Origin of the sequence: Frankia sp. R43, from assembly GCF_001306465.1 — a bacterium.
In the GTDB taxonomy this organism is placed as follows: Bacteria; Actinomycetota; Actinomycetes; order Frankiales; family Frankiaceae; genus Parafrankia; species Parafrankia irregularis.
In genome coordinates, this window is record NZ_LFCW01000002.1 from 625909 (window position 1) to 636854 (window position 10946).

Genomic DNA, 10946 nt, shown 5'->3' on the forward strand with positions numbered 1-10946 from the left:
GATGACCATATCGGCATTCGGCGCGGCCGGGTGCGCGCTCATACTGTCGATCACCCACCCGCTAGGTATCGCAGGAGTACCACGTCGCCGATCGGCTTCGCCTCGGCCAACGTCATGCGGTGGTCAGAGTCCCACCGGAACTGACCGTCACCCACGAACCGGGGCGCGCGGCTGTCGCCGACGAAGAACGGCGCTACGGCCAGGTGCAACTCGTCCACCAGGCCAGCGGTGAGGAACTGGGTCAGCACGCTGGTGCCACCCTCCACCATCAGCCGCTGCACGCCGCGGTCGGTCAGGTCGGCCAGCACAGTGGGCAGGTCGAGCGTGGGGCCGGCGTCCACCACGGTCGCCACGGCGGCCACCCCCTCCGCCACCGTGATCTCCAAGGCCGGCGTCGGGCAGTACACCAGCCTCTCGGTATCGCCCGCGGTCGCGGTGAAGAAGCTGGCCGCGGAGTCGAGCCGACCACTGCGGGTCAGCGTGACCTTGGTCGGGCTCGGGGGGAGGCCGGCGACCACGCGGGCGTCCCGGCGATCCTGGGAGCGCACCAGCAGACGCGGGTTGTCCCGCCGAATCGTCTCGGCACCCACCAGGATCGCGTCGCAGCTTGCCCTGACGGCGTCCACCCGGTCGAAGTCCTCATCGTTGGACAGCAGCAGCCGCTCGGGGCCGGCGCTGTCGATGAAGCCGTCGAGCGACATCGCGCAGCTCACCAGCACGTAGGGGTGGGCGCCCTTCATGCGACCTTCTGTGCGACGAGCAGCAGGAACAGCGGGCGGGTGAAGTTTTCCTCCCACCACGGGTCATCCCGGCGCTGCTGCTCGCTCGGGCGCGGCTCGGTGATGCCGCTCAGGGTGAAGCCGGCCGCGGTGAACGCCGCGGCGAAGTCCTCCAGCGGCCGGGTCCAGGCCACCACCGGCGCGGGGGATACCTCACCGGCGACGTCGAAGTGTTGCTCGATCCGCCGCGGTCGGAAGTAGGTGTCCCGGTCCACGGGCGTGCCGCGCGAGCCGTAGAAGCACGGGTGCAGCAGGAGCGACACCGCCCGTCCGCCCGGACGCAGCACGCGGGAGAACTCGGCGATGGCCGGCGCGGGGTGCTCCAGGTCGTTGAGCACGTGGTTCGCCACCACCAGATCGACGCTCGCGTCATCGAGCGGGAGCGCGGCGACGTCGGCGGTTTCGTATCGGATGTCGAGCCCTTCGTCGGTGGCCTGCTGCTGGGCGGCGTCGACCAGCTCGGGGCACAGGTCGACGCCGAAGCTGGGGCCGGCGCCGCGGCCAGCCAGGAGCCGAGACAGATAACCCTCACCGCACCCCGCGTCCAGGACTGCCAGGCCAGTGACGTCGCCGGCCGCGGTCAGCATCGCGGCGTTGGTGAGTCCGGTTCGGTACTGATCGAGATTCTCGCGGATGATCCGGACCCAGTAGTCGGCGTTCAGGCTGTAGCTGGATGCGGGGCTGGTTGTGGTCATCGGACTCCCGTCGGAAGGCGGCGGATCAGATCGTCGACGCTGCGGCGTGCTGCGGAATCGTTGACGGTGTCGCGGCGGGCGAGCAGGGCGGCACGAAGCTCGTCGACGCGAAGCCCGAAGGTGCCGTCCTGGGCGAGCGCCAGCGGCAGGTAAGCGGTCGCGAGGTAATACAGGTACCCCTCGCCGTAGGAGTCGATCTCTCGCAGCACCTCAGCGGCCGTGTTGCGCAGCAGGATTGACCCGGGCAGGCTCATGTCCGCGCTGGGGCGGCAGTCGCGGGTCCAGGAGGGGAAAGCCCACTCCTCCACGAGGCGCACGACCGGCTCGGCGTCCACCAAGCGCCGGTACCGCTCCGCCGGCTCGATATCCGCGGTGGTGGCGAGCGCCCCCATGGTGTTGCTGCGGAGGGCGAAGGCAGCGCGTCGGTCGAGGCTGCCCGTGTCGCCGCCAAGCTCGACCGGGTCTCCGGTGGCCTTCGCGACGTGATGGGCGAGGTGGGCCTGGGCGAGGACGGTGTTGAACGAGTAGGAGCGGCGCACCATCTGCGGCACCAGCTCGGCCGCCGAGGTGATCAGGGTGGCCGTGTCGATGATCAGGCCGCCCGGCTGGAACAGCGCTGACAGTGCGTCGTCGGGAATGCGGCCCCAGAAACGTGGCAGGTACTCAGTTGCCGCCGCGAGGTCGCGGCGGACGATGCGCAGGCAGGCATCGAGGGCGTGGAGGAGGTAGGGCCGGGGGATGCCCCGCTCGGCCAGGCGGTCGGCCTGGGCGACGTTGACCGCTATGCCTTCGCCCGCGAGATCGCGGATGAGCTCGGCGAGGCGGGCCTGTTGGGGTGCCGTCGTGACGTGCTCGGCGATCCCCGGAACCGCGGCGATGAGGGCCTGAAGGGTGCGCCCGCGGACGCGGTCGAGCCAGTCGGGCGCTGACCACAGCCGACCGATCGTGGTCTCGTCGATCCCGGCCAGCAGGGCGACGTCGGCGATGCCCAGCCCTGTGCGCTCGGCGATCTGCGACAGCCGAGAGGCCTGCGTCATCACCTGCTCCTCACGTCCTCACCTTGAGCATCGATCTTGATCGTGCTTGCGGCGGTCTGCATGGGTCAAGGCCACCTGCGCGCACGCAGGTCGGCCCTCGTGGGCGCAGGGCCTCCCGTTGAACGCAGGGGGCGGTGACGAAGCGTTCTCGCCCCCTGACTATCGGGAACATGGGTTTGTGGGTTTTGCCGGTGTTGGCGAGCAGGCTGCCGCCAGGCGCGCGGTGCATGCTGGGCGGCTCAGTCCGCAGGGATCTCGTAGACCAGCTCGTAGTAGTCGGCGCGCATCAGCATCCGGTTGACCTCCACCGGGCGCTCGGCCGTGCGAGCGATCCGGGTGACGGTCAGCAGGGGGACCCCCTGTGCCAGGCCAAACCACTCCCGCTCCTCGCGGGACGGGGCGCGAGCACCGACCCGCTCCACGAACGGCGTGACGAGGTGGTGCCCCATCTCCTCCAGGCGCGCGTATACCCCGCCGTGGCCGGTGTCGCGCTGCTCGATCGGCGTGCCTCTTGCAATGTCGGCCGGGAAGTAGGAGGTGGCGAGCTGCATCGGGGTGTCATCGCCGTACATCCGCCGGCGGCGAGCCAGGAGGGGGGTGCCCTCGTCCGCCTCCAGGTCCAGCGCCAGGGAGGAGTCGGCCTCGGCCAGGACGATCTCGGCGTCCACTCGGGGCTCCTTGCCGAGCGCGGTCATGTCCGCGGAGAAGGTCCCGCCGGTGCGGGCTCGCTCGCCGCGGGAGAGCCGGTTGCGGGCCAGGCGGATCATCCGGGGCTGGTCGCGGACGAACACGCCCGACCCATGGACTGGGACGACCAGCCCTTCGGCTCGCAGCACCTTGATCGCCTCCCGGACCGTTCCGCGGGTGACGCCGGCGTCTTCGGCCATCACGCGCTCCGACGGCAGCTTCGCGCCGGGCGCGAGGTCGCCCCGCAGGATCCGGCGCCGGAGGTCGTCAGCGATCTGCGGGTAGCGAGGGGAATCGGTGGTGCTCATGCCGTCCAGACTACTGGGTTGTACCAGCAGTACCAGTCGACCAGATTCCCCGAACGCCCAAGTGGGTTGTACCTGTCAGCCCAGTCAAGCTAAAGTAATCGCACGACCACCACAAAGGCGGCCCCCGGCCGGTGCGCCAACACCGACCAGGGGCCTGGTGGCCAGACCTGCACCCGCTACCAACGGAGGTCCAGCCGTGGACCATCATGCCCGCAGCTCGGGCGACCGCCCATCCCGCCTACTCAAGCCCGCCGAAGTCGCCGCGATGTTCAGCGTCGACACCCAGACCGTCGGCCGCTGGGCCGACGACGGCAAGCTCACCGCGATCAAGACTCTCGGTGGCCACCGGCGGTACGACCCCGCCGAGGTGCGCGCCCTGCTCGGAACGCCGAGTGCGGCATGATCGCCGCCTTCACCCGCGTCGCGCGAGGCTTGGCTGCCGCGCTCTGCTGCCTGATCTGCGGCAGCATCAGCCACGAGGCGGAGAAGTGCCCGCACCGCTGGGACTTCCACCGCGCGGGTGGTGCCGCGTGAACGAGATTGTCCTCTTCACCTACCCGCTCACCGGCGACCAGGTCCGTGTCGTGGGCAGCAGCGCCGCGCCGCTGTTCCACCTCGCAGACCTCTGCCGGGTGCTGGAGCACACCAACCCGACCGTGGCCGCCCGCATGCTGGACGACGACGACAGCGTGATGATCGACATGCGGGACGTTTTCGCAGGTCAGTCCGCCCTAAACACCGCCGAGAGCACGGGCGCCGCACTGAACACCACGGCCCGGTTCGTCACCGAGCCCGGCTTCTACACACTCGCCCTCAGCAGTCGGGCGGCCGGCGCGACGAGGTTCCGCCGCTGGGTCGCCCGCGAGGTCCTGCCGACGCTGCGCAAGACCGGCCGGTACGAGACGCCGACCGCCGCGCCAGCGCTCGACACGGCCGAGACGGAGCGCCGGCTGCGGATGCTCGGGATCGCACGGCGCGCTGGCGTCCTCTCGCTCGACGAGGTGCGGGAGCAGGGCCGGGAGCTGCTCGCGCCGTTCGGCCTCGCGCCGAAGATCGAGACGCTGGACCAGCAGCGCCAGGCCGAGGTCATGCGCTGGATTCACCGGCGCTACACCCCCGGCCAGGAGGTCTCCCTCAAGGAGATGTACCGCGGGCTGGACGGCCGGACCTGGGTGAACCGCACCGCCGACCTGGAGCCCGTGGTGGTCCAGCTCGTCGCGAACGGGCATCTGCGCCGTCTCCCGGTGCCGGAGGTGCCGAAACGTGGCCGCCCGGCATCCCCACGCTTCGAGGTCATGACCAGGCCGGACCGGCCGATCCTGACCGTCGTGCCGGCCGGAAGAGGGGTCGCGTCGTGAACCCGCTGGGCGCGCCCGTGCTCGGCGACATCGCCCTGGACGCGATGGCCCGCGCCGTGGCCGGCGCCACCCGGGCCGCCGGACGCCCCTACTACTCCGACCCGGCATGGATGGGCGACGAGGCCGCCCTACGCCGTGAGGCCGACCGCGGCGACCTGGCTCTCTACCACTTCGACGACCAGGCACTCGCCGAGGTCGTCGCCCTCGACTTCGAGAACCGCACCGCCGGCGCAGCCGGCGACCTGACCCTCCTGGAGGCGTCGTGACCAGCCCCAACACCCGGACCGGCTTCGACGACCCCTTCGAGGGCGAGGACGCCAAGGCGGTGCTGGCCGCCGCTGCCGAGGCGGTCGACCCGCTCGCCGAGCTGATGGTCCCGGCCCGGCTCCTGGAGGAGCTGTGCGAGGACCTCACCCGGATGATCCACGCCGAGCAGGAGGCCCGGCGCGACCCCGACGCCGACGACACCGACCGTGACCGGGCCGGGATGGCGGCGTTCGCACTGGAAGGGGCACGCGAGCTGGTCAACCGCCAGCTCGGGAAGGTCTTCGGTCTGTCATGAGCGCCCGCGCCCTCCCCGCCGCCGGGGCTCCGTGGATCACCAGCGGTCCCTTCGCGGCCGGGAACGGCCCCGCGCGGGGCACCCTGGCCCGCTACGACCTCGGTGACGGGGAGAGGCTCGACGTCGAGGTGCTCGGCCTGGCCGGTGACGGCGAGACCGACCTCAACGGCGTCGAGGCGCCGGACGAGACCAGCGCCGACGAGGCGCACTACTGGCTGCGTGGGGAGGGCTTCGGGGCCTTCCTGGGCGCGGCCTCCGAGCTGACCTACTGACCACCGGCGACGCGGGCAACCGCGTCGCTAGCCACCCTGAACTGGCCCTACGCACGCCCGCAGAGGTCTCTGGATATCTCGGCACACCGTGGGACGCGCCCTTGCTGATGTTGTCAGCAGAGAGGTGTCGGAAGAAGGTGGACCGACAGGCGAAAGGCCCCCGACCGCAGATCGGGGGCCCTGCTGGACCGCTCGCGCTGGTGGGGCAACGAGAGGTACCGATGACAACGACCATGCTACCGGCGCCCGAGCCGGAGGACGCCGACGCGGCCCGGCAGCGCGGCACGGAAACCCGTGGCCGGCGGCCGGTCATTAGCTCGTTCAGCGGCGGCTGGGGCTTCCTGTCCAACTTCCACATCAGCGTCCTGACCTGGGAGGGACGGCAGTACCCCACGGCCGAGCACGCGTTCAACGCCGGCAAGACGCTGGACCCGACCTGGAGAGACCGCATCGCCGCCGCGGGCAACCCCGGTGAGGCCAAGCGCCTCGGGCGCCGGGCGCCGCTGCGACCGGAATGGGACGCCCGGGTCCGCTACGAGGTCATGGCACAGGTCCTGGCGGCCAAGTTCGTCGGGCCACAGCGGATCGCCGCGCTGCTGTCCACCGGCGACGCCGAGCTCGTCGAGGGCAACCGCTGGCACGACCAGCACTGGGGAGACTGCCGGTGCGGGCGGCCCGCGTGCGCCGAGCCGGGGCTGAACCACCTCGGGCGACTCCTTATGGCCCGGAGGGCCGAGCTCGCCGCGCGAGGTACGCGGTGAACGGGCCCGTGCATCAGCCGCGCCTGAGGATCGTTCCGATCACCCGGGACACTGCGCTCGCCTACATCAAGGCGTGGCATCGTCATCACGCTCCGCCGGTCGGCTACCGCTTCGCGCTCGGTGTCGCGGCCGACGACGTGCTCGTCGGAGTCGCCACTGCCGGCCGGCCCGTAGCCCGTTCGCTCGACGACGGATGGACGCTTGAGGTAACCCGAACCAGCACGAACGGGACGCCGAACGCCAACAGCGCCCTGTATGGCGCCGCCTGGCGAGCAGCTCGAGCCCTCGGCTACCTGCGATGCATCACCTACACCCAGGCCGGGGAATCCGGAGCCAGCCTGCGGGGCGCTGGCTGGCTTATGGTCGCCGAGCTCGCGGCACGCAAGGGGTGGGATACCCCGAGTCGCCGTCGCCGGAGTCACGGAAACGACGGTGTGGCCCGAGCTCGCTGGGAGATCAAGGCAGAGCTGGAGGCGTTGTCTCTCCGGCCGCCGGGCCACTCGAAGCCGCCGGATAGTTCCGAGGATGAAGTCGACGGACAGGTCGACCTGTTTGGCGACCTCAGGGAAGCGTCATGAGCGCCGCGCACCTGGCCCTACGGCCGTACCAGCGCGAGGCCATCGACGCGGTCAGGAAGGCGTGGGAAGGCGGCACGAACCGGCCAGCGATCATCTTGCCCACCGGGGCCGGGAAAACCGTGGTCGCGTCCCATCTCATCGAAGAGGAGACCGCCAGAGAAGGCGGCCGGACGCTGTTCCTGGCGCACCGCGAGGAGTTGGTCGACCAGGCCGCGGAGAAGATTCGTGCCGTCACATCCGGGCTGCGGGTGGGCATTGAAATGGCGAACCGGAAGGCGGACCTTTCCTGTGGTGTTGTCGTGGGGTCGGTTCCCACGCTGGCTTCAGGGAGGCGTATCGCGAAGTGGCCCCGGGATGCCTTTGAGCGGGTGATCGTCGACGAATGTCATCACGCTGCCGCCCGCACCTACGGCGGGGTGCTGGACCACTTCGGATGCTTCCGGGAGGTCGGCGGAACCAACACCCTCGGCATCACCGCCACGCTCGCCCGCGGGGACGGTGTGGGACTCGGCGGCGTCTGGCAGGCGGTGGCCTACGAGCGCTCCGTCCTGGAGATGATCGTCGAGGGCTTCCTGGTCAACCCACGTGGCCGGCGCGTCGAGGTGGACATCGACTTCTCCCAGGTCCGCACCAAGGGCGGCGACTACGTGGCCTCTGAGCTGGGTGAAGCGCTCACGGAAGCCGGCTTCGAGCAGGAGGTGGTCGAGGCCTACCAGCGCCACGGCGGCGGCCGGCCGGGGCTGGTCTTCGCCCCCACGGTGGCGACGGCGCAGTCCGTGGCCGAAGCGCTGTGCGCGGCCGGCGTGAAGGCCGAGGCCGTGTGGGGGGAGATGGACCGCGACGCCCGAGCCAAGGCCATCGAGGGCCTGCGCAACGGCGATCTCGACATCCTCACCAACTGCGCGGTGCTCACCGAGGGGACGGACATTCCCCGCGCCGAGGTCGCCATCATGGCCCGGCCGACAAAGTCCGGAGTGCTTTACCGACAGATGGTCGGCAGGGTGCTGCGCCCCTTCCCCGGAAAGGCCAACGCCCTCATTCTCGACATTGTCGGAATGACCACGGACCATCGGCTGTGCACCCTGTTGGACCTCGCCGACGGTGAAATCAAGGAGAAGCCGAAGGCGAAGCCGGAGGAGGACGAGCAGCAGGAGCTGTTCGACGGCGAGGATCTTGTCGGGGCCGTGGAGCGCATCAGCAGGGCGAAGGTGCGCAAGGTCTCCGCCGTCGACGTGAACCTGTTCGCCTCGACGTCGAAGGTCACCTGGCTCCAGACCAAGGCCGGCGTCTGGTTCATCCCCGCTGGCGACGGCCAGGTGTTCGTGCGCGAGTCCTCGTTCAAGCCGGGCACCTGGGCGATCGGGGGGATGCCGCGCACCGGTGACCCTGTGCCGTTCGGGAGCGCGCCGGATCTCACCCTCGCGATGGCCCTGGGCGAGGAGCACGCCGCCCGCGTCGAGCGCAAGGCCGGCTCCCGGTTCGCCCGCAAGGGCACCCGGTGGCGGGACCGCGAGCCCGGCACCGAACAGCTCCAGGCGGCGGAGCGCTGGGGCGTCCACCCGCCCCCCGGTGCCTCGGCCGGCGAGGTCAGCGACCTAATCTCGATCGCCATCGCCACCGCGCGCATCGACGGCCACTTCGCTCGGCAGGCCGCACGGCCCCTGCGCCTGCCCACCCGCCCCGGACAGCAGGCACCGCGCGTGCCGGTGAGGACGGCAGGATGAGGGCCCTGGGCGCGGACGGCGCCAGCGAGTCGGGCGCGGCGGGAAGCCGCAGGTCAGGGCAGCGAGGCGGCGGCGAGCGGGACGCCCAGGTGCACCTGCACCCCGCGGCCGTCGCCGCGGGCGCGGACGGGCCGGAGATCGACCCCGGGCTGCTGCGCGCGGAGCGGGAGTGCCTGGGCTTGGCCCTGCGTGACCCCGAGGCGCTGGCCGTGGTGCTCGGCACCCTGGAGGAGACCGACTACGCCCGGCCGGCGCACCAGCTCATCCACAACGCGCTCATGGAGCTGCATCCGGAAAGGCCCACGGACGAGGCCTCCGTGGTCGGCTACCTCGCCCACCGAATGGTCCCCATGGGCAGCGGAAAACCGGCTTCGCTGCTCAGCAGGGTCGGCGGGCAGATGTACGTCCATGACCTGGTGTGGAAGACGTCCGCCACGCCGACGCAGGTCGGTTACTACGTCCACCAGGTCTCCGCGGCATCCACCCGCCGGGCCATCGCCGAGCGTGCCGTCGCACTGCACCGGCTGGCCAGCACCCCCGGCGTCGACCTGGACGAGCTCCAGCGCGAGATCGACCGGGCCCACGAACGGCTGCGCTGGCGCCCCGGTGGCGGGTGGGGGGAGCCGCGCCCGCTGACCCGGCAGATGCCGCCGCTGCCGGTCAGCTCGCTACCCGGGGTGGTGCGCCGCCTGGTGCGGGCCGTCTCCGCCACCACCGAGTCCCCGCCTGACCTGGCCGCGTTCGCGGCGCTGGCCACGCTGGCCGCGTCCACCCGCGGGGCCTGGCAGGTGCACGTCGGCGGGGGGTGGACGGAGCAGACCTGCCTGTACGTGGCCGCGCTGAGCGACTCCGGCACCCGCAAGACCGCCGTGGTCAACCTGACCACGGCCCCGCTGCGGGCCCTGGAGCGCGACCTGGCCAGCGAGAGCGGCGGCAGGGCGCGACGGGAGATCCTGGCCAAGCGCTACGCCGCGGCGGTGGACACGGCCGCCCGGGAGCCCGAGGGGGAGGAGCGCGACCAGGCCGAGGCCGAGGCCGAGGAGCTGGAAGCCGAGCTGCACAGCCTGGAGTTCCAGATCCTGGCCGACGACGTCACCCCGGAGGCGCTGGCCGCGCGCATGGAGCGCCAGGGCGGGCCCCTGGCCACCATCGTCGACGAGGGCGGCCTGCTGGGCACGGTGGCCGGGCGCTACTCCGCCAACGTGCCCAACGTCGACCTGATCCTCAAGGCCTACAACGGCTCGTTCACCCGCGTGGACCGGGCCAGCAGGGCATCTCTGGTCATCCCGCGACCCATCCTGACCATCGGGCTGATCGTGCAGCCGGACGTGATCGCCGAGGCCGCCAAGGTGCGCGCCTTCACCTCCCGCGGCCTGCTCGCGCGGTTCCTGTTCGCCCGCCCGGAGTCCACGGTGGGCACCCGGGCCGGCGGCGCGCCGCCGATGGAGCCCGAGGTGGAGGCGGAGTGGGCCGCCGTGGTCGGCAAGGTCTTCGCCGCCGGCCAGGAGATCACCGCACGCGGCGAGGTGGGTGCGATCCGCCTAAACCACGAGGCAACGACGGCGTTCGAGGCATGGAGGAACCTCGGCGGCCACGAGAGCCGGATGCACTCCGAGCTTGGAGACCTGGCCGACATCCAGTCCTGGGCCTCGAAGCTGCCCGGGGCCCTGGTGCGGCTCGCGGCCCTGTTCGCCCTCGCGGAGCGCCCCGGCGACGCCCACCCGGTGATCACCGGGGCTGAGATGCAGGCCGCCCTCGACCTCGCTCCGTACCTGGTGGAGCACGCCAGGGAGGTGCTGATCGGCACCTACGCGGAGCGCGCAGAACGCCTGGAGGCGGTGCTCGGTTTTATTCGGCGTTTTCTTCGAGAGGGGGGTTCCGCCGGTAAGGCGAGAAGTGGCTCGGAAAATCGGACATCCGAGGACACTTCGGAATCTAACGACATCTTCACGGTGAAAGAGGCGTACCGGGCGCTAGACGGGCGAAGCTGGGTAACCCGGACATCGGACGTCGAGGAGATCGTCGAGCACCTCGCTGATCTTGGTTACGTCCGGCCGCTGCCGCCCGAGCCGCCCCGTCGCGGCCGGCCTCCGTCCCCGCGCTACCAGGCACATCCACGTCTGGTGACCGCTGCGAGGCGCGAAACCGCCTGACCAGGCCGTCTTCTTAACGTCCTTTTTTACAC

The 10946-nt window shown here is 71.2% G+C and carries 14 protein-coding genes; 10 read left to right on the plus strand and 4 right to left on the minus strand.

Annotated elements, in window-relative coordinates:
- Positions 1 to 50 precede the first annotated feature (50 nt).
- From ACG83_RS10235 to ACG83_RS10250, 4 genes are all read right to left on the minus strand, one after another.
- Positions 51 to 740, minus strand: a complete 690-nt coding sequence (locus ACG83_RS10235) for a dihydrofolate reductase family protein (RefSeq protein ID WP_054565903.1) — start codon at positions 738 to 740, stop codon at positions 51 to 53.
- A complete protein-coding gene (locus ACG83_RS10240) occupies positions 737 to 1474 on the minus strand; it encodes a class I SAM-dependent methyltransferase (RefSeq protein ID WP_054565904.1) in 738 nt (245 codons plus the stop codon). Before ACG83_RS10240 ends, ACG83_RS10235 begins: the two co-directional genes overlap by 4 nt.
- Positions 1471 to 2511, minus strand: a complete 1041-nt coding sequence (locus ACG83_RS10245; RefSeq protein WP_054565905.1) for a hypothetical protein — start codon at positions 2509 to 2511, stop codon at positions 1471 to 1473. The genes ACG83_RS10240 and ACG83_RS10245 overlap by 4 nt, the downstream gene beginning before the upstream one ends.
- Positions 2512 to 2750: 239 nt before the next feature.
- Positions 2751 to 3506, minus strand: a complete 756-nt coding sequence (locus tag ACG83_RS10250; protein WP_054565906.1) for a GntR family transcriptional regulator — start codon at positions 3504 to 3506, stop codon at positions 2751 to 2753.
- 196 nt (positions 3507 to 3702) lie between these two features.
- Here ACG83_RS10250 and ACG83_RS46570 point away from each other — a divergent pair, with 196 nt between their 5' ends.
- From ACG83_RS46570 to ACG83_RS10295, 10 genes are all read left to right on the plus strand, one after another.
- Positions 3703 to 3909, plus strand: a complete 207-nt coding sequence (locus tag ACG83_RS46570) for a BldC family transcriptional regulator (protein ID WP_054565907.1) — start codon at positions 3703 to 3705, stop codon at positions 3907 to 3909.
- Positions 3906 to 4040 carry a hypothetical protein gene (locus ACG83_RS47580; RefSeq protein ID WP_255354718.1) on the plus strand — a complete coding sequence of 45 codons (135 nt, stop codon included), beginning with the start codon at positions 3906 to 3908 and terminating at the stop codon, positions 4038 to 4040. Before ACG83_RS46570 ends, ACG83_RS47580 begins: the two co-directional genes overlap by 4 nt.
- Positions 4037 to 4864, plus strand: a complete 828-nt coding sequence (locus tag ACG83_RS10260) for a BRO family protein (protein WP_054565908.1) — start codon at positions 4037 to 4039, stop codon at positions 4862 to 4864. Before ACG83_RS47580 ends, ACG83_RS10260 begins: the two co-directional genes overlap by 4 nt.
- Positions 4861 to 5130 carry a hypothetical protein gene (locus tag ACG83_RS10265; protein WP_054565909.1) on the plus strand — a complete coding sequence of 90 codons (270 nt, stop codon included), beginning with the start codon at positions 4861 to 4863 and terminating at the stop codon, positions 5128 to 5130. The genes ACG83_RS10260 and ACG83_RS10265 overlap by 4 nt, the downstream gene beginning before the upstream one ends.
- Entirely contained in the window at positions 5127 to 5426 is a 300-nt protein-coding gene (locus tag ACG83_RS10270) for a hypothetical protein (protein ID WP_054565910.1), read from the plus strand. The genes ACG83_RS10265 and ACG83_RS10270 overlap by 4 nt, the downstream gene beginning before the upstream one ends.
- On the plus strand, positions 5423 to 5698 hold the full coding sequence (locus tag ACG83_RS10275; RefSeq protein ID WP_054565911.1) for a hypothetical protein: 276 nt from the start codon (positions 5423 to 5425) through the stop codon (positions 5696 to 5698). The genes ACG83_RS10270 and ACG83_RS10275 overlap by 4 nt, the downstream gene beginning before the upstream one ends.
- A 221-nt stretch (positions 5699 to 5919) precedes the next feature.
- Positions 5920 to 6459, plus strand: coding sequence for an NADAR family protein (locus ACG83_RS10280; protein ID WP_054565912.1), 540 nt, complete (start codon positions 5920 to 5922; stop codon positions 6457 to 6459).
- An 8-nt stretch (positions 6460 to 6467) separates the two neighbouring features.
- Positions 6468 to 7037, plus strand: coding sequence for an XF1762 family protein (locus ACG83_RS10285; RefSeq protein WP_200931297.1), 570 nt, complete (start codon positions 6468 to 6470; stop codon positions 7035 to 7037).
- A complete protein-coding gene (locus ACG83_RS10290; protein ID WP_054565913.1) occupies positions 7034 to 8761 on the plus strand; it encodes a DEAD/DEAH box helicase in 1728 nt (575 codons plus the stop codon). The genes ACG83_RS10285 and ACG83_RS10290 overlap by 4 nt, the downstream gene beginning before the upstream one ends.
- Positions 8758 to 10914 carry a YfjI family protein gene (locus ACG83_RS10295; RefSeq protein ID WP_054565914.1) on the plus strand — a complete coding sequence of 719 codons (2157 nt, stop codon included), beginning with the start codon at positions 8758 to 8760 and terminating at the stop codon, positions 10912 to 10914. The genes ACG83_RS10290 and ACG83_RS10295 overlap by 4 nt, the downstream gene beginning before the upstream one ends.
- Positions 10915 to 10946 lie beyond the last annotated feature (32 nt).

Bases quoted from the DNA above. Each gene is read 5' to 3' on its own strand.
- ACG83_RS10235 (WP_054565903.1), bottom strand. From the start codon at position 740: ATGAAGGGCGCCCACCCCTACGTGCTGGTGAGCTGCGCGATGTCGCTC.
- ACG83_RS10240 (WP_054565904.1), bottom strand. From the start codon at position 1,474: ATGACCACAACCAGCCCCGCATCCAGCTACAGCCTGAACGCCGACTAC.
- ACG83_RS10245 (WP_054565905.1), bottom strand. From the start codon at position 2,511: ATGACGCAGGCCTCTCGGCTGTCGCAGATCGCCGAGCGCACAGGGCTG.
- ACG83_RS10250 (WP_054565906.1), bottom strand. From the start codon at position 3,506: ATGAGCACCACCGATTCCCCTCGCTACCCGCAGATCGCTGACGACCTC.
- ACG83_RS47580 (WP_255354718.1), top strand. From the start codon at position 3,906: ATGATCGCCGCCTTCACCCGCGTCGCGCGAGGCTTGGCTGCCGCGCTC.
- ACG83_RS10275 (WP_054565911.1), top strand. From the start codon at position 5,423: ATGAGCGCCCGCGCCCTCCCCGCCGCCGGGGCTCCGTGGATCACCAGC.
- ACG83_RS10280 (WP_054565912.1), top strand. From the start codon at position 5,920: ATGACAACGACCATGCTACCGGCGCCCGAGCCGGAGGACGCCGACGCG.
- ACG83_RS10290 (WP_054565913.1), top strand. From the start codon at position 7,034: ATGAGCGCCGCGCACCTGGCCCTACGGCCGTACCAGCGCGAGGCCATC.
- ACG83_RS10295 (WP_054565914.1), top strand. From the start codon at position 8,758: ATGAGGGCCCTGGGCGCGGACGGCGCCAGCGAGTCGGGCGCGGCGGGA.